Source organism: Aminobacter sp. HY435 (genome assembly GCF_027568395.1).
Classification (GTDB): Bacteria; Pseudomonadota; Alphaproteobacteria; order Rhizobiales; family Rhizobiaceae; genus Aminobacter.
In genome coordinates, this window is sequence record NZ_JANKZL010000001.1 from 131,670 (window position 1) to 151,491 (window position 19,822).

Annotated in this window: 18 protein-coding genes; 4 read left to right on the top strand and 14 right to left on the bottom strand. The window is 62.6% G+C overall.

Features of this window, described 5'->3' with window-relative positions; genetic code table 11:
* Positions 1 to 49 precede the first annotated feature (49 nt).
* The 3 genes from PCJ21_RS00625 (at position 50) to PCJ21_RS00635 (ending at position 2,833) form a co-directional block, all read left to right on the top strand.
* Positions 50 to 388: a P-II family nitrogen regulator gene (locus PCJ21_RS00625; RefSeq protein ID WP_055976860.1), complete on the top strand. Its 339-nt coding sequence runs from the start codon at positions 50 to 52 to the stop codon at positions 386 to 388.
* A 46-nt stretch (positions 389 to 434) separates the two neighbouring features.
* Entirely contained in the window at positions 435 to 1,844 is a 1,410-nt protein-coding gene (glnA, locus tag PCJ21_RS00630; protein ID WP_269929446.1) for a type I glutamate--ammonia ligase, read from the top strand.
* A 275-nt stretch (positions 1,845 to 2,119) separates the two neighbouring features.
* A complete protein-coding gene (locus PCJ21_RS00635; RefSeq protein WP_269929447.1) occupies positions 2,120 to 2,833 on the top strand; it encodes a methyltransferase domain-containing protein in 714 nt (237 codons plus the stop codon).
* Positions 2,834 to 2,941: 108 nt separating this feature from the next.
* Here PCJ21_RS00635 and PCJ21_RS00640 read toward each other — a convergent pair whose 3' ends face one another.
* From PCJ21_RS00640 to crcB, 5 genes are all read right to left on the bottom strand, one after another.
* Entirely contained in the window at positions 2,942 to 3,982 is a 1,041-nt protein-coding gene (locus PCJ21_RS00640; RefSeq protein ID WP_269929448.1) for a glutamine synthetase beta-grasp domain-containing protein, read from the bottom strand.
* 417 nt (positions 3,983 to 4,399) lie between these two features.
* Positions 4,400 to 5,191: an ATP12 family chaperone protein gene (locus PCJ21_RS00645; protein ID WP_269929449.1), complete on the bottom strand. Its 792-nt coding sequence runs from the start codon at positions 5,189 to 5,191 to the stop codon at positions 4,400 to 4,402.
* 12 nt (positions 5,192 to 5,203) lie between these two features.
* Positions 5,204 to 5,854 (bottom strand): HAD-IA family hydrolase, encoded by a 651-nt coding sequence (locus tag PCJ21_RS00650; protein ID WP_269929806.1) that lies wholly within the window; start codon positions 5,852 to 5,854, stop codon positions 5,204 to 5,206.
* Between the two features lie 35 nt (positions 5,855 to 5,889).
* Positions 5,890 to 6,873, bottom strand: a complete 984-nt coding sequence (locus PCJ21_RS00655) for an RluA family pseudouridine synthase (protein WP_269929450.1) — start codon at positions 6,871 to 6,873, stop codon at positions 5,890 to 5,892.
* 36 nt (positions 6,874 to 6,909) lie between these two features.
* A complete protein-coding gene (gene crcB, locus PCJ21_RS00660; protein WP_269929451.1) occupies positions 6,910 to 7,287 on the bottom strand; it encodes a fluoride efflux transporter CrcB in 378 nt (125 codons plus the stop codon).
* A gap of 151 nt (positions 7,288 to 7,438) precedes the next feature.
* Here crcB and mazG point away from each other — a divergent pair, with 151 nt between their 5' ends.
* Positions 7,439 to 8,263, top strand: a complete 825-nt coding sequence (mazG, locus tag PCJ21_RS00665; RefSeq protein WP_269929452.1) for a nucleoside triphosphate pyrophosphohydrolase — start codon at positions 7,439 to 7,441, stop codon at positions 8,261 to 8,263.
* A gap of 6 nt (positions 8,264 to 8,269) precedes the next feature.
* Here the strand turns inward: mazG and hflX are convergent, their stop codons facing one another.
* The 9 genes from hflX to dusB form a co-directional block, all read right to left on the bottom strand.
* On the bottom strand, positions 8,270 to 9,661 hold the full coding sequence (gene hflX / locus PCJ21_RS00670) for a GTPase HflX (RefSeq protein WP_269929453.1): 1,392 nt from the start codon (positions 9,659 to 9,661) through the stop codon (positions 8,270 to 8,272).
* Positions 9,662 to 9,907: an RNA chaperone Hfq gene (gene hfq, locus PCJ21_RS00675; RefSeq protein ID WP_018428055.1), complete on the bottom strand. Its 246-nt coding sequence runs from the start codon at positions 9,905 to 9,907 to the stop codon at positions 9,662 to 9,664.
* Between the two features lie 138 nt (positions 9,908 to 10,045).
* Entirely contained in the window at positions 10,046 to 10,909 is an 864-nt protein-coding gene (locus PCJ21_RS00680; protein WP_269929454.1) for a D-amino-acid transaminase, read from the bottom strand.
* A 70-nt stretch (positions 10,910 to 10,979) separates the two neighbouring features.
* On the bottom strand, positions 10,980 to 12,356 hold the full coding sequence (gene trkA / locus PCJ21_RS00685) for a Trk system potassium transporter TrkA (RefSeq protein WP_269929455.1): 1,377 nt from the start codon (positions 12,354 to 12,356) through the stop codon (positions 10,980 to 10,982).
* Between the two features lie 31 nt (positions 12,357 to 12,387).
* Positions 12,388 to 13,749 (bottom strand): nitrogen assimilation response regulator NtrX, encoded by a 1,362-nt coding sequence (gene ntrX, locus PCJ21_RS00690; RefSeq protein ID WP_269929456.1) that lies wholly within the window; start codon positions 13,747 to 13,749, stop codon positions 12,388 to 12,390.
* Positions 13,739 to 16,069 carry an ATP-binding protein gene (locus tag PCJ21_RS00695; RefSeq protein ID WP_442865935.1) on the bottom strand — a complete coding sequence of 777 codons (2,331 nt, stop codon included), beginning with the start codon at positions 16,067 to 16,069 and terminating at the stop codon, positions 13,739 to 13,741. Before PCJ21_RS00695 ends, ntrX begins: the two co-directional genes overlap by 11 nt.
* 82 nt (positions 16,070 to 16,151) lie before the next feature.
* Positions 16,152 to 17,609 (bottom strand): nitrogen regulation protein NR(I), encoded by a 1,458-nt coding sequence (gene ntrC, locus PCJ21_RS00700; RefSeq protein WP_269929458.1) that lies wholly within the window; start codon positions 17,607 to 17,609, stop codon positions 16,152 to 16,154.
* Positions 17,606 to 18,742: a two-component system sensor histidine kinase NtrB gene (locus tag PCJ21_RS00705; protein ID WP_269929459.1), complete on the bottom strand. Its 1,137-nt coding sequence runs from the start codon at positions 18,740 to 18,742 to the stop codon at positions 17,606 to 17,608. The genes ntrC and PCJ21_RS00705 overlap by 4 nt, the downstream gene beginning before the upstream one ends.
* Complete coding sequence (gene dusB, locus PCJ21_RS00710) at positions 18,739 to 19,767, bottom strand: tRNA dihydrouridine synthase DusB (protein ID WP_269929460.1); 1,029 nt, start codon at positions 19,765 to 19,767, stop codon at positions 18,739 to 18,741. The genes PCJ21_RS00705 and dusB overlap by 4 nt, the downstream gene beginning before the upstream one ends.
* Positions 19,768 to 19,822 lie beyond the last annotated feature (55 nt).

Genomic DNA, 19,822 nt, shown 5'->3' on the forward strand with positions numbered 1-19,822 from the left:
CAAGTGGGTGCATTAACCCCGCAGTTTCGGCATTGGAGGCCAAATTCGCATGAAGAAGATCGAAGCGATCATCAAGCCGTTCAAGCTCGACGAGGTCAAGGAAGCGCTCCAGGAAGCCGGCCTGCAAGGCATCACCGTCACTGAAGCCAAGGGATTCGGCCGCCAGAAAGGCCACACCGAACTCTACCGTGGCGCCGAATATGTCGTCGACTTCCTGCCCAAGGTGAAGATCGAAGTCGTGCTTGGCGACGAGTCGGTCGAGGCGGCGATCGAGGCGATCCGCAAGGCGGCCCAGACCGGACGCATCGGCGACGGCAAGATCTTTGTTTCCAACATCGAAGAAGTGGTGCGCATCCGCACCGGCGAGACCGGCGTCGACGCCATCTGACCCCTCCTCCAATCAAGCTCCTTCCAAACTCACACAGGGAAAAAACATGACGACGGCCAAAGACGTAATGAAGCAGATCAAGGACAACGACGTGAAGTTCGTTGACCTGCGCTTCACCGACCCCAAGGGCAAACTTCAGCATGTCACCATGGACATCGCCGAGGTCGAGGAAGAAATGTTTGCCGACGGCGTCATGTTCGATGGCTCGTCGATCGCCGGCTGGAAGGCCATCAACGAATCCGACATGGTGCTGATGCCCGACCTGGACACGGTTCACATGGATCCGTTCTTCGCGCAGTCGACCATGGTCATCCTGTGCGACATTCTCGATCCGGTCTCGGGCGAGGCCTACAATCGCGACCCGCGCGGCATCGCCAAGAAGGCCGAGGCCTATCTGAAGTCGGAAGGCTTCGGCGATACCGTCTACGTCGGCCCGGAAGCCGAATTCTTCGTCTTCGACGACGTCAAGTACAAGGCCGACCCCTACAACACCGGATTCAAGCTCGACTCCACCGAACTGCCGTCGAACGACGACACCGACTACGAGACCGGCAACCTTGGCCACCGTCCGCGCGTCAAGGGCGGCTATTTCCCGGTTCCGCCGATCGACAGCTGCCAGGACATGCGCTCGGAAATGCTGACCGTGCTGTCCGAAATGGGCGTGCGCGTCGAAAAGCACCACCACGAAGTGGCGGCCGCCCAGCACGAGCTCGGCATCAAGTTCGACACGCTGGTCCGCAACGCCGACAAGATGCTGATCTACAAGTATGTCGTGCACCAGGTCGCCAACGCCTATGGCAAGACGGCCACCTTCATGCCGAAGCCGATCTTCGGCGACAACGGCTCGGGCATGCACGTCCATATCTCGATCTGGAAGGGCGGCAAGCCGACCTTCGCCGGCAACGAATATGCCGGCCTGTCGGAAAGCTGCCTCTATTTCATTGGCGGCGTCATCAAGCACGCCAAGGCGATCAACGCCTTCACCAACCCGCTGACCAACTCCTACAAGCGTCTGGTCCCGGGCTATGAGGCCCCCGTCCTGCTCGCCTATTCGGCGCGCAACCGCTCGGCGTCCTGCCGCATTCCGTTCGGCAACTCGCCGAAGGCCAAGCGCGTCGAGGTCCGCTTCCCCGATCCGGGCGCGAACCCCTATCTCGGCTTCGCCGCTCTGCTGATGGCAGGCCTCGACGGCATCAAGAACAAGATCCACCCGGGACAGCCGATGGACAAGGATCTCTACGACCTGCCGGCCAAGGAACTGAAGAAGATCCCGACCGTCTGCGGCAGCTTGCGCGAAGCACTCCAGAGCCTCGACAAGGACCGCGGCTTCCTGAAGGCCGGCGGCGTGTTCGACGACGACCAGATCGACTCGTTCATCGAGCTCAAGATGGCCGAGGTGATGCGCTTCGAAATGACCCCGCATCCGGTCGAATACGACATGTACTACTCGGTCTGATCTGTCTCGGACCCGAAGAAAAACCCGGATCGCTTGAACTGACCCCCGAAAGTTGGACACAACCTTCGGGGGTTTTGCATGTCCAAGCACAGTGCGCGCTTGAAGCGCTCGGTTGTCGACAAAGCTACGCGAGTGCGGCGTCGAAGGGTGGGATTGACGCCGCGACGGTCCGCAAATGGGTTGGGTTTGTACCAAGCGCATGGCGATGGCGGTCTGTCGGGCAAGTACGGACGCTACAAGGCTATCTTGCCTACCATGAGGGAACGCAACAGCAAATGATTGCCTGCAATTGCGCGGTGTGCGGCAAGACTGAATTCCGTGACCAGAAAGTACTGTGGCCAGAACTGATATCCGAATGGGAACTGGCATCGCATGAAGTTGAATACATAGACCGGCAACAGGGAACTTGTTGCATTGGCTGCGGAGCTCAGCTTCGTGCCAACGCACTCGCCAAAGCAATAGGGCGCGTCCTGCAGACGAACCAAACTCTACGAGAGATTGTTGTCGATCGCCGATATCAAGAATTGCGCATTCTCGACCTCAATGGCTGCCTGGCTGTATCGGAAACGCTCGCCGCTCTTCCAGGCTATGTGAGGGCCGACTATCCAAGCGTAGACATGATGGCCATGCACTATCCGGATTCGACTTTTGACTTGGTCGTCCACTCGGACACGCTTGAACACATCCCGGATCCAGTCCGTGCCTTGAGAGAGTGCCTAAGAGTGGTCTCCGAAGCGGGCGCGGTTTGCTACACCATACCCATCATCGTCGAACGACTATCGCGAAGTCGAGCGGGAATGCCCAAGAGCTTCCACGGCAAGGTCGGGAGCGATGCGGAAGACTTCATCGTCCATACCGAATTTGGTTCCGATTTCTGGACTTATCCGCTTAAGGCCGGCGCACATTCTGTTGAGATCTGCACTGCAGAGTTTCCCGCCGCACAGGCGATAACTCTGCGCAGGTCAGGCGCATGGAACAATCCAGAATAGTCCGGCAAGCACTTGGGCCCAACCTGAACTGCGGCAAAGCAAGACAAAAAACAAAAAACCCGGGGATACGCGCCCCGGGTTTTTTGCTGTTCTTGCGCCGCCTGAAGATTACGCAGCGGCGCGCGTCTCGACGCTGGTCGGCACGGAGTTGATCGTCTTCAGGATCTGCGAAGCGATCTGGTAGGGATCGCCCTGCGAGTTCGGGCGGCGATCCTCGAGATAGCCGCGATAGTCGTTGCGCACGAAGCTGTGCGGCACGCGCACCGACGCGCCTCGGTCGGCAACGCCCCAGGTGAAGACGTCGATCGAAGCGGTCTCGTGCTTGCCCGTCAGGCGCAGGTGGTTGTCGGGACCGTAGACTGCGATGTGATCTTCACGTGCCTCAGCAAAGGCATCCATCAGAGCTTCGAAATAGGCCTTGCCGCCGACTTCACGCAGATGGGTGGTCGAAAAGTTGGCGTGCATGCCCGAGCCGTTCCAGTCGGTGTCGCCCAGCGGCTTGCAGTGATACTCGATGTCGATGCCGTACTTTTCGGTCAGGCGCTGCAACAGGTAGCGAGCCAGCCACATCTCGTCGGCGGCCTTCTTCGAGCCCTTGCCGAAAATCTGGAATTCCCACTGGCCCTTTGCCACCTCGGCGTTGATGCCTTCATGGTTCAGGCCCGCGTCCAGGCACAGGTCAAGATGTTCCTCGACGATCTGGCGCGCGATGTCGCCGACGTTCTGGTAGCCGACGCCGGTGTAGTAAGGCCCCTGCGGCGCCGGAAAGCCGTTTTCCGGGAAGCCGAGCGGGCGGCCGTCCTTGTAGAGGAAATATTCCTGCTCGAAGCCGAACCAGGCGCCGTCGTCATCGACAACTGTCGCGCGGGTGTTGGAGGCATGCGGCGTGATGCCATCGGGCATCATCACTTCGCACATCACCAGCACGCCGTTCCTGCGGGCCGGATCGGGATAGACTGCGACCGGCTTCAGCACGCAATCGGAGCTCTTGCCTTCGGCCTGCTTGGTCGAGCTGCCATCGAAGCCCCACAGCGGCAGCTGCTCGAGCTTCGGAAACTGGGCGAACTCCTTGACCTGCGTCTTGCCGCGGAGATTGGGCGACGGCGTGTAGCCATCCAGCCAAATGTACTCGAGCTTGTACTTCATCATGCTAGCCTCTCAGTGCAGTGCTTATCGGCCGTTGGCGACCGCTTCGCAAAGACAGAAGCAAGGGTCGTGCCAATTTGAAAAATCCACCTACCGGGCCAAACCGCAGACTCGAGAAACATTGCGCGCACAAAAAATAGGCACGCTAAGGCAGCAGCACTGACATTCTGCCCAATGTTCGCGCATTGGACTTGATTTCTGCCTGGCATGCGCCGCCGGCGAACCGGGCATTGGACATCGCATGATCGCCAACGCCATCGGGCCGCGCATGCTCATCCGCACGCAACTGCCGTCATCGCATCATATCTTTGCTTGCGTTAGAGCGCCGTGCGTCCGAATGGACGCACAAAGGACGCTCTGACTTACTGAGTTGGTGCATCGTGCTTTCCGAAAATCGGGTCCGATTTTCGGGCCGATGCGTTAGCCTCTCAGCGCCTCGAGCAAGGCAACGGCCGCGAGCATGTCACCTTTGCGCGCGGAGCGGCGCGCAATTGCCTCGGAATCCTGGCCCCACTGCTCGACCTGCCAGTCCTCGTCGACATGGGCGGCATTCCAGGCTTCTTCGGCATGCAGTTCGCCGGCATCCACCGCGAGCGCCAGCAGGGCCGATCCGGTGAGCGTGGTCATCAGGTGCAACGCCGCAAGGCGCATCGGCTCCCTGCGTTGCGACAGATGGATGCCGAGTGCGGCAATGGCCTCGCGCGGCTGCTCCACATGCATGACGCCTTCGGCAAGGACGAAGCGCGCGCTGAGCGCGCTCTGCGCCCAATCGAGCACCGGATCCCAGGCCTTGGACTGCCGTTCGACCAGCCGCTCCGGACCATCGGCGCGATAACAGAGCAGATCGGACGACGAAAAGCGCAAGATGTCCTCGAGCACCGCCTGCGGGTCGGTCGCCACGCCGTCAATGGCCGTGTTGACCAGCCGCAGCACCGGCATGGTGGTCGGGTCGATGAACTCGGCCTGGGCCGCGAATTCGTCGGCGACGAGCTGGGCTGCCTTTTCCGTAGGCAAAGCGAGCAACGTCCTGCCCGGCGTGCGCACGGCCTTGCCGTCGAGTTGCACCGCGTAGCTGCCGTCCACCTCGGCAACCGCGGCTGCTTCATAGAAGCGCTTCGGCAGCGGCCGGCGCATCGAGCTTTGCGCACGGCGGATCGGATCGGGATCGGACAAAACGTCGCCGGTTTCGAGGTCGCTCAGGATATCGCGCATGAGTTGATCCAATCAGTCGATGAGGGCAAGCAGATCGCCCGGCCGGCCCAGCACTGCGCTGGCGCCCGTCGCAATCAGGGCGTCACGGGCGCCGTAGCCCCAGGACACACCGATGGCCTTGGCGCCGGCGCTGGTGGCCATCTGCATGTCATAGATGGCGTCGCCGACCACGAAAGTCGAGGCCGGATCGATGCCTGTCTCGCCGCAGCATTCCAGCACCATGGCGGGGTGCGGTTTCGACGGGCAGTCGTCGGCGGTGCGGATGGTCACGAAATGCCGTTCGAAACCGTAGGTCTCGAGCACTCGGCGCACCCCGCGCTGCGACTTGCCGGTGACCATGCCGATGAGGATATCGTCGCGTTTAGCGAGAGTTTCGATAAGCTCGGCTATGCCTTCGTAGAGTGGTTCCTGGAAACTCGGCAGATGACGCGACGCAAGGAAATGCTCCTTGTAGCGCGCCGCCAGGTGACCGCACTCCGCGTCAAGCGGGCGATTGAGCAGCGTGGCGATGGCAAGATCAAGCGTAAGTCCTATGATGCTCTTGGTCGCCTCCGGCGTCGGCTCGACGAAACCCGCCTCGCGAAACGTCGCGACCATCGATGCATGGATGATGTCGGCGCTGTCGACCAACGTGCCGTCGCAATCGAACAGCACCAGTTTCAGCCCGTCGCTTGCGCCTGGGCACATGGCCGCCGATGTCACGCCGGCTCCCCGCTTTCATCGTCAAAGCCGATCAGGTTCCAGCTCTGGCGCATATGCGGCGGCATCGGCGCGGTGACGTCGATCACGCCATGGTCGGGATGCGGGATGACGATGCGGCGGGCATGCAGATGCAGCTTGTTTTGAATGCCCCCGGGGAATTCCCAGTTGGTGTCGTGTTCGAAATACTTGGGATCGCCCATGATCGGGCAGCCGATATAGGCAGCGTGAACGCGCAGCTGATGCGTACGGCCCGTGTAGGGCTCCATTTCCAGCCAGGTCAGCGCCTGGGCGGCCTGTTCGAGCACGCGATAGTAGGAAACGGCGTGGTCGGCGCCCTTTTCGCCATGCTTGGCCACGCGCATGCGGTCGCCGTCGGGCGTCTGCTCCTTGATCAGCCAGGTCGAGATCTTGTCCTCGCGCTTGGGCGGTGCGCCCTTCACCAGGGCCCAGTAGGTCTTCTTGGTTTCACGCGCGCGAAACGACTCCGCAAGCTTCATCGCCGCCAGGCGCGTGCGCGCCACGACCAGAACGCCGGACGTGTCGCGGTCGAGGCGATGCACCAGGCGCGGCTTCTCGCCCTTCTTGTTGCGCCAGGCCTCCAGCATGTCGTCGACGTGGCGAACGACGCCGGATCCGCCTTGCACGGCAAGCCCGGCAGGCTTGTTGAAGACGAAGACCTTGGAATCCTCGTAAAGCAGCATCTGCTGCAACACGTCGCCGTCGTCCTGGTTGCGCATGGTGCGCGCGGTCAGCGGACCGTCGCTTTTCTTGTCGACTTCCAAAGGCGGGATGCGGATCACCTGGCCGGGCTCGACACGGGTGTCGGCTTTTGCCCGACCGCCATCGACACGGATCTGGCCCGAACGCAGCAGCTTTTGCAGGTGACCGAAGCCGAGCCCCGGAAAATGGGACTTGAACCAGCGATCGAGCCTCATGCCCGTTTCGCCAGCTTCCACCGTGATCTGTTCAACGCCAGCCATATTTTCAATCGTCCTTTGCGAAGCGGCCCAATAGCATCAGCCGATGTTTCTTGCGAGCCACAATCCCAGGAACAGCGCCAGAATGGCTGTTATGACGCTGGCAAATGCGTATCCGAAGGCCGGAAGCGTCGATCCGCGCTCCCACAAGGAGGCGAAATCCAGGGAAAATGCCGAAAACGTGGTGAAGCCGCCGAGGATGCCGGTGGCGACGAACAGTTTGACTTCGTTCGACACTCCGAGCTTGCGCACCAGGTAGCCGACGAACAGCCCCATGGCCAGCGAGCCGACGACATTGATGATCAGCGTCCCCCACGGGAACACGGTTCCGAACAGGCGTGCGGCGGCGATGTTGGCAAGATGGCGCAACGAAGCGCCGAACGCGCCGCCAACCGCGACAAGGGTGAGATTGAGCATGTGGTTGTCCTGCCTGCGCTCCATGCACCGGTCAACGCAAGAATATGTGCCGGTGCAGGCTCCGCAAGGGCGGCGCAACTTGATTGTGGACAAGCTCGCCCCGGCCAATGCCTCTGTTGGGCTGCCGCCAATGGGGCTATAGCATCGCCCCATGCAACCTTCCAAAGACATTTCCCGCCTGATCGAGATCATGGCTGCCCTGCGCGAGCCGGAAACCGGCTGCCCCTGGGACATCGAGCAGGACTTCGCGACGATCGCGCCCTACACGATCGAGGAGGCCTACGAAGTCGCCGATGCGATCGCCCGCAACGACATAGACCATCTGCGCGAAGAACTCGGCGACCTGCTGCTGCAAGTCGTCTACCACGCGCAAATGGCTGAAGAGGCAGGCGAATTTGCCTTCGGTGACGTGGTGCAGGGCATCACCGCCAAGATGATCCGGCGTCATCCGCACGTCTTTGGCGACGCCACGGCGCGCGAGGCGCGTTCGGCCAAGGGCATGTGGGAAAAGATCAAGGCCGAGGAGAAGGCCGAGAGGCGCGCCGCACGGATTGCCCGCGGCCTGGATCCCGAAGACCACGGCAACGGTTTCCTCGACAGCGTCCCGGTGGCGCTACCGGCGCTCACCCGCGCCCTGAAGCTGCAGGAGAAGGCCGCCCGCGTCGGCTTCGACTGGGGTGATGCCGCGCCGATCCTCGACAAGATCGAAGAAGAGATCGGCGAACTGCGTGAAGCGCTTGCCACGGGCGACCGGGACGCGGTCAAGGACGAGTTCGGCGACATGCTGTTTGCGCTGGTCAATCTCGGGCGGCACCTGCAACTCGACTCCGAAGCGGCGCTGTCGGGCACCAACGACAAGTTCCGCACCCGCTTTCACTATGTCGAGCAGTCGCTCAACGACGCAGGCAGCAGCCTGCAAGCCGCGACGCTCGATGAAATGGAAGCCCTCTGGCAGCAGGCAAAGACTGCGAAGTAACGCAGCCTAGCCCTTGTTTTTTCGAAAGATTTTGGCCGCGATCTCGTCACGTGCCGAAGCTGTCGCCTTGATCGTCAGCGACACGCTGCCATCTTCATTGTCAGTACGCGCGGCAACATCGCCATTGCGGTAGAGCCAGTCGATCTGGCCCAATTGGCTCGGCTGCAGAACGACATCGATTGACTCCAGCTCGCCCGAAACGCGCTGCTCGATCAGGCTCGTCAGGGAGGGAATGCCCTCGCCCGTGACCGCCGAAATGGCGATCGGCGGCGTCTTGCTGTCGTCTGCGCTATCGGCCAGCAGCCGCTCGCGATTGCCTTCGTCGAGCTGGTCGATCTTGTTCCAGACCTCGACGACGCGTTCGGTATCGGCGGCATCGACGCCCAGATCGGCAAGAATCTGCTCGACATCAGCGGCCTGGGCTGCGGTATCCGGATCCGAAATGTCGCGCAGGTGAATTACCAGATCGGCTTCTACGACCTCTTCCAGCGTAGCCCGGAAGGCTGCGATCAGATGCGTCGGCAGATCGGAGATGAAGCCGACGGTGTCGGACAGGATGATCGGCGTGCCATGCGGCAGGCGCACCCGGCGCAAGGTCGGATCGAGCGTCGCAAACAGCATGTCTTCGGCCAGGACCCCTGCGCCCGTCAGCCGGTTGAACAGCGTCGACTTGCCGGCATTGGTGTAGCCGACGATGGCGATGACAGGGAACGGCACCTTGCGCCGCTTGGCGCGGTGCAGGTCGCGGGTGCGCCGAACCGTCTCGAGCTCTTTCTTGAGCTTGATGATCTTTTCCTGCAGGGCGCGCCGGTCGGATTCGATCTGGGTTTCGCCGGGGCCGCCGAGGAAACCGGCGCCGCCGCGCTGGCGTTCGAGGTGGGTCCAACTGCGAACCAGCCGGCCCTTCTGGTAGTTGAGATGGGCAAGCTCGACCTGAAGCGTGCCTTCCTTGGTGCGGGCACGGCGTCCGAAAATCTCGAGGATCAGCCCGGTGCGGTCGAGCACCTTGGCGTTGAATTCCTTTTCGAGATTGCGTTGCTGCACCGGTGTCAGCGGATGGTCGACGATGACCAGCTCCGCGCCGCGCTCCTTCACGATTGCCGCGAATTCCTCGACTTTGCCGCTGCCCAGCAGCGTCGCCGGCCGCGGGTCGTTGACGGTCACGATGGCCGTGTGCACCGGTTCGAGATCGATGGCGCGGGTCAGCCCGACGGCCTCGTCGTGGCGCGCCTCGGACGAGCGCGTCAGCCGTGGGCGCGCGCTGTCTTCATCAACCTTGGGCTGGCGCGTGAGCACCGGCACGAGGACGACCGCGCGTGTGGGGGCGCCTTCGCCCCCTGCCGATTCGGATCCATTGTTGTCACCGGCCTTTGCGCCGGCGTTCTTGTCGCGTGCCAATCAGCCGCCCTGGCTTTCCTCGCCATCGAACATCTGAACCGGCTGGCTCGGCATGATCGTGGAGATGGCATGCTTGTAGACGAGCTGCGAATGCCCGTCACGGCGCAACAAAACACAGAAATTGTCGAAGGAGGTCACTACTCCAGTCAATTTCACGCCGTTGATAAGGAAAATGGTAAGTGGGTTTTTGCTCTTGCGAACTGAATTCAGGAACAGGTCCTGAAGATTTTGCGATCGTTCCGCCATTGTTTTTTGTCTTTCGCCGATCCCTGTCTGCTGCCAATGCGCCAAATTACTCGACTCATGTCAAGCGAGCAAACACCCCCGCCGCGCCTGACGGCAAGCTGAACGAGAATAATTTAACCATTAGCGTCCAAGCGGTTATCAGGCTTGGATTTTTTCCGCAACGTCAAAAAAGGCATCGCGCAGCGAAAGTGCAACCGAGCCGGGATGTCCGTTGGCGACAGGCTGACCGTCGATTGCAACAATCGGCATGACGATTGTCGTTGCGGCGGTAATGAAAGCCTCGCGCGCGCCCTTGGCTTCATCGACGGTGAAACCGCGCTCCTCGACCTTGAGGCCGAGATTTTCAGCCACTTCCATCAGCGTCGTGCGGGTAACGCCACGCAGAATGCCATGGTCCGCCGGGCGGGTGACAAGCACGCCATCCTTGGTAACGATCCACGCATTGGTAGCCGCACCTTCCTTGACCGTTCCGTCGGGGTCAACGAACCACGCCTCCTGCGCGCCGGCCTCCTTGGCCTGCTGGCGCGCCAGGACATTGGGCAAAAGCCCCACAGACTTGATGTCGACACGCTCCCAGCGGTTCTCCGGCACGGTGATGACCTTGAGACCGGCCGCGGCCTTCCTGGCGGCGGCCGCCGGGTCGGTGCGCTTGGCGGTGACGACCAGCGACGAATGCGTGCCGGCTGCTGGGAAGACATGGTCGCGTGGCGCAACTCCGCGGGTCACCTGCAGGTAGACGAGGCCGTTCTTGACCCGATTGCGCACCACCACCTCGCGCATGATCAGTTCGAGAACGGCGCGGTTGACCGGCCAGTCGATACGCAGTTCCGACAGCGAGCGCCCCAACCGATCAAGGTGGCGGGTCATGTCGACGATGTAGCCGCGAGCCACTTCGCACACCTCATAGACGCCGTCGGCGAACTGATAGCCGCGGTCCTCGATGTGCACGGCTGCGCCGGCATGAGCGACATAGCGACCGTTGACATAGGCAATGCGCGGCATGGTTCGATCTACCTTCGAAGATTGGTTGGCTTGCGTCTGCGCCCATTGCGCAAGATTGGGAATTTCCGGATCAGAAGAATTCGAGGCTAACGCGGAACATCTGCTCGACCTGCTTGACGGCCTTGTCGAGCGCGAAGATGACGACGCGGTCCTTCGGCTTGATCTTGACCGTGCCGCTCGGCTTGATGACATGGCCGTCGCGGTAGATCGCGCCGATGCGCATGCCCTCCGGCAACTCCAGGTCGCTGAGCTGCGCGCCGACCAGCGGCGAGGTTTCGAGCGCCTCGGCCTCGATGATTTCGGCCGCCCCCCTCTGGATCGAATGAACCTGCCGGATACGGCCGCGGCGCACATGCTGCAGCACGCGCGAGATCGTCACCGCACTTGGATTGACGTGCGCATCGATGCCCAGCGACTTGGTCAGGTCGTGGTAGGACGGGTTGTTGATCAGCGCCAGGTTGCCCTTGCAGCCGAGCCTCTTGGCCATGACGCTCGACAGGATGTTGACCTGGTCGTTGTTGGTCAACGCGACCATCAGGTCGGCGTCCTGAATGTCGGCTTCCAGCAGAAGCTTGTGGTCTAGCGCGCTGCCGTTGAGCACGACGGTGCGCCGCAACTCGTCGGCGACCTTGACCGCGCGCTCGCGGCTAGCCTCGATGATCTTGATCTTGGTGCGGCTTTGCCGCTGCTCCAGCGTACGCGCGACGAACAGGCCGATATTGCCGCCACCCGCGACGACGATGCGGGTCGCCTCCTGCTCGTCGTGACCGAAAAGACCGAGCGTGCGGCGCACCTGATCCTTGGTGGTGACGACATAGGCCAGGTCGCCAGCGACGAGCTGGTCGGCCGAACGCGGGATGAAAAGCCGGTCGTTTCGGCTGACGCCGACCACGGTCGAGGGCAGATCGGGGAAAAGTTCGCTCAACTGCGCCAGCGGCGTGTTGATGACCGGGCAGTCCTCCAGGCACTCGATCGCCACCATGATGATGCGGTTCTCGGCAAAACGCACGACGTCGGTGGCACCCGGAAGCGAGATGCGGCGCAGCACCATTTCGCCGACTTCCAGCTCGGGAGAAATGATGACGTCGATGGGCAGGTGCTCGCGGGCGAACAGGTCCTGGTAGTGCGGCTGCAGATAGGATTGCGCGCGGATGCGGGCGATCTTCATCGGAACGTTGAACAGCGCATGCGCCACCTCGCAGGCGACGATGTTGACCTCGTCGAACAAGGTCACCGCGATGATCATGTCCGCTTCCTGCGCGCCGGCGGCCTCCAGCACCTCGGGATGCGAGCCGTGCCCGACAAAGCCCCGCACGTCGAGCTGGTCGCGCACCGCCTGGATCAGCTCAGGCGCCGTGTCTATGATCGAAACATCGTTCTTTTCGGCGGCGAGCCGCTCGGCGATGCCGTAGCCGACCTGCCCTGCCCCGCAAATGATTACGCGCATGTTGGATATCTATCCTGGCAAATGAGCGCGCTCAAACGCCCAGCGACTTCAGCTTGCGGTGAAGTGCCGAACGCTCCATGCCGATGAACTCGGCGGTCTTGGAGATATTGCCGCCGAAACGGTTGATCTGGGCGATCAGATACTCCTTCTCGAACATCTCGCGCGCCTCGCGCAGCGGCAACGCCATGATGTGCTGGTCCGACTGGCTCGGCGCGCGCGGCATCACGTCGCCGATCTCGGATGGCAACAGGTCCGCGGTGATCGGCTGCTCGGGATTGTCGCCGCGCGCGAGGATCAGCAGGCGCTCGACATTGTTGCGCAGCTGGCGGACATTGCCCGGCCAGTTGTGCGCCTGCAGCACCGCCAACGCGTCGTCGCCGATGCGGCGCGGCTTGATCCCCGCCTGCTTGGCCATCTGCTTCATGAAGTTGTCGACCAGATAGGGAATGTCCTCACGACGCTCCGCCAGCCCCGGCACCATGACGGGGACGACCGCGAGCCGGTGATAAAGATCCTCGCGGAAACGCCCCTCGGCGATCATCGCCTCGAGGTTCTGCGCGGTCGACGAGATGATGCGCACATCGACCTTGACCCTTTTGGTGCCGCCGACACGCTCGAACTGCTGGTCGACCAGCACGCGCAAGATCTTGTTTTGCGTCTCGCGCGGCATGTCTGCCACTTCATCGAGGTAGAGAATGCCCTGGTGCGCCTCTTCCAGCGCGCCGACCTTGCGTTCGCCGCCATTGGATTCGGTGCCGAACAGCTCGATCTCCATCCGCTCGGGCGTGATGGTGGCGGCATTCAGCGTGACGAACGGACCGGCCTTGCGTGACGACAACGCATGGATCGCACGGGCCGCCATCTCCTTGCCGGAGCCGGAGGGGCCGATGATCATGATGCGGCTGTTGGTCGGCGCGACGCGATCGATGGTCTGCCTGAGCTGGCTCATCGCCGACGACATGCCGATCAGGTCATGCGTCTCGCCGCTGCGCATCTTGAGTTCGGACACCTCGCGCTTGAGCTTCGACGTTTCCAGCGCCCGCTCGGCGATCAGGATCAGCCGGTCCGCCTTGAACGGTTTCTCGATGAAATCATAGGCGCCGCGGCGGATGGCCGAAACGGCCGTTTCGATGTTGCCATGGCCGGAGATCATCACGACCGGGAGGTTCGGGTGCAGCGTCTTGATCTCGTCGAGCAGCGCCAGGCCGTCGAGCCGCGATCCCTGCAACCAGATGTCGAGGAAGATCAGGCGCGGCGCTCGGTCGGCGATCGCCGCAAGCGCGCTGTCGGCATCGAATGCCGTGCGGGTCTCGTGGCCCTCATCGCTCAGGATACCTGCGACCAGTTCGCGGATGTCTTCTTCGTCGTCAACGATAAGAATATCAGACGCCATTTCCGACCTTTTCGGTTTGTCGTTCCTGCATCGCATCGCCCTTGGGAAGCGCGGCCTCTTCGGCCGCCGCGGGCAGGATCATGCTGACCATCGCGCCGCGCCCACCATGGAAATCTGTCGGGGCGTCGTGAAGTTCCAATACTCCGCCGTGGTCCTCGACAATTTTCTTGACGATCGCGAGGCCAAGCCCGGTGCCTTTCTCGCGCGTCGTCATATAGGGCTCGAGCAGCCGCTGACGGTTTTCACGCGGCAGCCCCTTGCCATTGTCGATGACATCGATGCGGATCGAATTGCCGTCACGCCGCGCCCGGATCTTGATGACCCCGGCCTCGCCGGTCTGGCGTTCCGCCGCCTCGATCGCTTCGGCGGCATTCTTGATGATGTTGCCGAAGGCCTGGGCCATCAGACGGCTGTCGAAGGTGCCCTTGAGCGGCCCCGGCGTTATCTCGCGCTCGAAGGCGATATCGGACCGGCTGACCTCGACCAGGAACGACGCCTCGCGCAACGGCTCGCGAACGTCGATGACCTTCATTTCCGGCTTCGGCATGCGCGCAAAGGCCGAGAACTCGTCGACCATGCGCCCGATGTCGCCAACTTGCCGGATGATCGTATCGGTGCACTGGTCGAAGACTTCGCGATCTTCGGTAATGACCTTGCCGTAGCGCCTGCGGATGCGCTCGGCCGACAGCTGGATCGGCGTCAACGGGTTCTTGATCTCATGGGCAATGCGCCGCGCGACGTCGGCCCAGGCCGATGTGCGCTGGGCCGATACCAGGTCGGTGATGTCGTCGATGGTGACGACATAGGACTTGTCGCCGACTTCGCTTTCGCTCTCCTCGACCGTCACCTGAACGTTGAAGGTGCGTTCGGCCCCGGTGCGATAGAACGTGACCTGCTCGCGATAGACCGGGCGCCCGGACTTGCGGCCAATCTCGAACACGCGGCCGACATGCGGGAGCAGGATCGAAAGGTTCTGGCCAAGCGATTCTTCTGCCGACAGGCCGAGCATCGTCTCGGCCGAGCGGTTGACGATGGTGATGCTGCCGTAGGGATCGACGCCGATGACGCCGGCGGTGACGCCCGACAGGACCGCTTCGGAGAAACGGCGACGCTCGTCGATCACGTCCTTGGCAGTCAGGATCTCGTTCCGCTGCGACTTCAGTTCGAGCAGCATGTTGTTGAACGTGTGGCTCAGCGCGCCGACATCGCCGTCGGACAGGCGCACCGGCACCGAGACGTCGAGATTGCCGGTGGCCACCTCGTCAGCGGCGCCGATCAACTGCCGGATCGGGCGGACCAGGCGATCGGCAACCGCAATGCCTGTCCAGATGGCGGAAAGAACGACGATCAGAGTCAGTCCGAGATAAAGCAGAGCAAAGGCAATCTGGGTCGTCCGCCTGTTGGCCCCGAGGTCGCGGTATTCGTCGGTGTTGGCGGTAACGATCTGGCGCGCCTTGATGACCTCCGGGTCGACCAGCCGGATGGTGTAGAGATACAGCCCCTCGATCTCGCGCAGCTTGACGATCGCGCCGACGATATTGCGCGTCTTGGGCTCGATCAGCACCGGCTTGCCGTCGGCAGCCGCCTCGACTGCCGTGGGAGGCGGCTCGGGCATGGCAAAATCGGCGCCGGTCCTGGCGCTCATCACGAAAGAGCCGTCGGGCTTGATCAGCGCCGCGTGCGCCAGCGCCCTGAACGACGCCTGCCTGCTCATGAAGTCGAGGAAGCCGCTGCGGTCGAGCCCGTAGAGCGTACGCGCATTGTCGAGGTCATTGGCCATCGACAAGGTAGTGCTCTGCAGGTTGCGCGCGTTCTCCTGGACGTAGGCCTCGGCGATCGACAGCGACGAGTTGACAATCGTCTTGGTGCGGATCTCGAACCAGCGGTCGAGGCCGATGTCGAGCGTGATCGAGGCGACGATGGCGACGAGCAGCGCCGGCAACGCGGCGACCAGCGCGAACATGGTGACGATGCGGACATGCAGCCGCGACGCCGCCTTGCCGTGGCGCCGCGCCATGACGATGCGGTGAACCTCGATCGCGATCAGCCCGACCAGAACGAGGATGAACACCGCATTGATGCCGATCAGCGTCAGTGTCGTGGTCGAATCAGGAGTGATCGGGGTGACGCCGACGAGGATCGCAAACGAGACCGCGGCAGACACCAGGGCAGCGACAATCGCCAGCACGCCGGGAAGCGCCAGAAGACGCCGGCCGTCCTGCCGCCCCTTGCCCGGGAAAAGCGGTTCGTTCAGAGGTTGTGCCTGAATCGCCATACTGCCGTGTTGAGACATCAATTGCGGCGCATCTATGCAACGCATTGTGGCGATTATGCAACATTTTCGCCGCGAACGAAAATGTTTCGACAGGCTTTCGACAGATATGCGTTTGGCGTTCGCCTGTTCAGACCGGGCGCGCCGATTTGTAGACGTTGACGCCAAGCTCGCGGATCTTCTTGCGCAGCGTGTTGCGATTGAGGCCGAGCAGCTCCGCAGCCTTGATCTGGTTGCCGCGTGTCGCCGTCATCGACGCCAGCACCAGCGGGTATTCAACCTCGGCAAGGATGCGCTGATACAGGCCGGGAGGCGGCAGGTCGCCGGCGAACATGGCGAAATAGCGCTGCAGGAAATGCTCGACGGCCTGGCCGACCGACAGGTCGTCCGGGATGAGATTGCCGCCAGGCACCACCGGCTGCTCGCCGGTCTTCAGTTCGGCTTCGATGATGTCGGCCGAAATCTCGTCCTGCGGATAGAGTGCCGCCAGCCGACGGACAAGGTTTTCCAGTTCGCGCACATTGCCGGGCCACGGATAGCGCTTCATCAGCTCGACGCCGCCTGGCGAGATGCGTTTGGCCTGCAGCCCTTCGTTGACGCCCTGCTTGAAGAAATGGCGGACAAGGTCCGGGACGTCTTCGGACCGCTCGCGCAGCGCCGGCAGCCGCAACGGAACGACGTTGAGGCGATAGAACAGGTCCTCGCGGAACAGGCCCTGGTTGATCAGGGCGCGCAAATCCTTGTTGGTGGCGGCGACGATGCGGACATCGGTCTTGATCGGCGTGCGGCCGCCGACCGTCGTGTACTCGCCCTGCTGCAGCACACGCAGAAGCCGCGTTTGCGCCTCCATCGGCATGTCGCCGATCTCGTCGAGGAACAGGGTGCCGCCCTCGGCCTGCTCGAAGCGCCCCGTCGAACGGTTCTGCGCCCCGGTGAAGGCGCCCTTTTCGTGGCCGAACAGTTCCGATTCGATGAGATCTCGCGGAATAGCCGCCATGTTGATGGCGATGAACGGACCGTTGCGGCGGCGGCCATACTCATGCAGTGCACGCGCCACCAGCTCCTTGCCGGTACCGGACTCGCCCGAGATCATCACCGTCAGATCGGTCTGCATCATGCGGGCCAGCATGCGGTAGATGTCCTGCATCGCCGCGGACCGGCCGACCAGCGGCATCGCCTCGAGCTGGTCTTCGTGCCGGGCCTCGACCTTCGGCCGCTTGGGTTCGGTCAGCGCACGATTGACGATGCTGAGCAGTTCGGTCAGGTCGAACGGCTTGGGCAGATACTCGTAGGCGCCGGTCTCGGAGGCGCGGATCGCCGTCATGAAGGTGTTTTGCGCGCTCATGACGATGACCGGCAGCTCGGGACGGGCCTTCTTGATGCGCGGCAGCATGTCGAACGCGTTTTCGTCGGGCATGACGACGTCGGTGATGACGAGATCGCCCTCGCCGGCCGCGACCCAGCGCCACAGCGTCGCGGCGTTGGAGGTGACGCGCACGTCGTGCCCCATGCGCGACAGCGCCTGGTTGAGGACGGTGCGGATGGCGGCATCATCATCGGCGACCAGGATGTTTCCGCGCACGCTCATCGATGATCTCCTTGGCTTTCGTCTTGCTGGTGCAGGGGCAGTTCCTTCCATGCCGGCATCAACACGCGGAACGTCGTGCCACGTGGTGTCGAATCGCATTCGATGACGCCGCCATGGTCGCCGACGATCTTGGCGACCAGCGCCAGGCCGAGGCCCGAGCCATTGGGCTTGGTGGTGATGAACGGGTCGAACAGGATCGGCAAGATGTCTTCCGACACGCCCGGCCCATTGTCGTGGACGCAAAATTCGAGCGGCAGCGACACGCGGTCCTGCGAGCCCGGCATGGACATGCGGATGCCGGGACGAAACGCCGTCGACAGGGTGATTTCGCCATGCGGATCGTGGCCGATTGCCTCGGCCGCGTTCTTCACCAGATTGAGGAAAATCTGCACCAGCTGGTCACGATTGGCGAAAACCGGAGGCAACGATGGATCATAGTCCTCCAGAAATTTGATTCCATTGGCAAAACCGTTCTTCGCCACGGCCTTCACATGGTCGAGCACCACGTGGATGTTGACCGGATAGCGATCGATCGGCCGCTCGTCCGAAAATACCTCCATGCGATCGACCAGCGAGACGATGCGGTCGGTCTCGTCGGTAATCAGCCGCGTCAGCGCCCTGTCCTCGTCGGATGCCGAGAGCTCCAAAAGCTGTGCCGCACCACGAATGCCTGACAGCGGGTTCTTGATTTCGTGCGCCAGCATGGCTGCAAGCCCGGTGACGGAGCGCGCCGCGCCCCGGTGCGTCATCTGGCGGTCGATCTTGTCGGCCATCGAACGCTCCTGGAACATGATCACCACCGAGCCCGGCAGTTCGGAAGCGGGCGCGACGTAGAGGTCGACCATCTTTTCGATGCCGAGCCGTGGCGACGACACGTCGACGCGGTATTCGTTGACCGCCGTGTTGCGCTCGCGCACCTGCTCGACCAGCGTCAGGATGGGGCTGCCGAAAGGCACGAACCGCGACAGTTCGCTGCGCGCCAGCACCGCTGCACTTGAGCGGAAGAAATCCTCGGCGTCGGCGTTTGCAAAGCTGATGAAGTTGTCGGGGCCGATCATGATGACCGGCCGCCGGATCGTGTTCAGCACGATCTGCGCCGCATCCACTGGCGTTGAAACCGGGGGGATGCTCATGCGGCGTTCCTTTCGAAAGAAGGTGCGCCGAAGGCCGTAAGTGCTTCACGAAGCGCTGAAATGACTTGTTGCGGCTCGAACGACGTCAGCGCCGCACGCCGGAGTTCATCGGGAAGGTCCGCGCTATGCCGGTCGAGATACCAGCCGAGGTGCTTGCGCGCCTGGCGCAGGCCGCTTTCGACGCCGTAGAGCGCCAGCATGTCCTCGTAGTGGGCGACGACATAGTCGACCATCTCTGCACCGCCCTGTGGCACGCCGGACGCCGCAGTGCCTGATGCAAGCGCGGCGATGACGCCGGCGGTCCACGGCGCACCATAGTGCGACCGTCCGGCCATCACGGCGTCGGCGCCGGACTGTTCGAGAATGTCAGCCGCATCCTGGGGCGTGGCAACATCGCCATTGGCAACCACGGGAATGCCCACGGCCTGCTTGACCCGGGCAATCGCGCGCCAATCGGCCTTGCCCTGATAGAACTGACAGCGCGTACGCCCATGGATCGTCACCATCCTGACGCCGGCCTGCTCGGCCCGGCTGGCAAGCTCCGGCGCGTTCAACACGTCGTCATCCCAGCCGAGCCGCATCTTGACCGTCACGGGAACATCGACCGCGCCGACGACTGCGTCGATCAGGGTCAGCGCAAAGTCGAGATCGCGCATCAGCGCCGAGCCGGCATAGCCGCCTGTCACCTTCTTCGCCGGGCACCCCATGTTGATATCGATTACATCGGCGCCTTCGCCGGCGGCGATGCGCGCGCCCTCGGCCATATGGGCGGCCTCGCGGCCGGCCAGTTGCACCATGTGAACAGGCAGGCCCGAATGACGGATGCGAAAGCCGCTCGAGCCGCGACCTTTGGCAAGTTCCCCGCTGGCGACCATCTCGGAAACGACGAGACCCGCGCCGTGCGCATAAGCGCGCCTGCGGAACGCGTCGTCGGTGACGCCCGACATTGGCGCGAGAAACACGCGATTGCGGATCGTCACATCGCCGATCGACAGCGGCTCGCCGAGTTTCTTGATATCAGTCATGCACAAAAACAAAGCACCAATCGTCTCTGCACAATGAGTAACCACACTCCGGTCA

What these genes read in the sequence shown, in the direction of transcription:
- PCJ21_RS00635 (WP_269929447.1), top strand. Translation starts at nt 2,120, where the DNA reads ATGATTGCCTGCAATTGCGCGGTGTGCGGCAAGACTGAATTCCGTGAC.
- ntrX (WP_269929456.1), bottom strand. Translation starts at nt 13,749, where the DNA reads ATGGCGTCTGATATTCTTATCGTTGACGACGAAGAAGACATCCGCGAA.
- PCJ21_RS00705 (WP_269929459.1), bottom strand. Translation starts at nt 18,742, where the DNA reads ATGAGCATCCCCCCGGTTTCAACGCCAGTGGATGCGGCGCAGATCGTG.
- hfq (WP_018428055.1), bottom strand. Translation starts at nt 9,907, where the DNA reads ATGGCGGAACGATCGCAAAATCTTCAGGACCTGTTCCTGAATTCAGTT.
- glnA (WP_269929446.1), top strand. Translation starts at nt 435, where the DNA reads ATGACGACGGCCAAAGACGTAATGAAGCAGATCAAGGACAACGACGTG.
- PCJ21_RS00645 (WP_269929449.1), bottom strand. Translation starts at nt 5,191, where the DNA reads ATGCGCGATATCCTGAGCGACCTCGAAACCGGCGACGTTTTGTCCGAT.
- PCJ21_RS00655 (WP_269929450.1), bottom strand. Translation starts at nt 6,873, where the DNA reads ATGGCTGGCGTTGAACAGATCACGGTGGAAGCTGGCGAAACGGGCATG.
- crcB (WP_269929451.1), bottom strand. Translation starts at nt 7,287, where the DNA reads ATGCTCAATCTCACCCTTGTCGCGGTTGGCGGCGCGTTCGGCGCTTCG.
- dusB (WP_269929460.1), bottom strand. Translation starts at nt 19,767, where the DNA reads ATGACTGATATCAAGAAACTCGGCGAGCCGCTGTCGATCGGCGATGTG.
- PCJ21_RS00625 (WP_055976860.1), top strand. Translation starts at nt 50, where the DNA reads ATGAAGAAGATCGAAGCGATCATCAAGCCGTTCAAGCTCGACGAGGTC.
- PCJ21_RS00695 (WP_442865935.1), bottom strand. Translation starts at nt 16,069, where the DNA reads ATGCGTTGCATAGATGCGCCGCAATTGATGTCTCAACACGGCAGTATG.
- ntrC (WP_269929458.1), bottom strand. Translation starts at nt 17,609, where the DNA reads ATGAGCGTGCGCGGAAACATCCTGGTCGCCGATGATGATGCCGCCATC.
- trkA (WP_269929455.1), bottom strand. Translation starts at nt 12,356, where the DNA reads ATGCGCGTAATCATTTGCGGGGCAGGGCAGGTCGGCTACGGCATCGCC.
- PCJ21_RS00640 (WP_269929448.1), bottom strand. Translation starts at nt 3,982, where the DNA reads ATGATGAAGTACAAGCTCGAGTACATTTGGCTGGATGGCTACACGCCG.
- PCJ21_RS00680 (WP_269929454.1), bottom strand. Translation starts at nt 10,909, where the DNA reads ATGCCGCGCATTGCCTATGTCAACGGTCGCTATGTCGCTCATGCCGGC.
- mazG (WP_269929452.1), top strand. Translation starts at nt 7,439, where the DNA reads ATGCAACCTTCCAAAGACATTTCCCGCCTGATCGAGATCATGGCTGCC.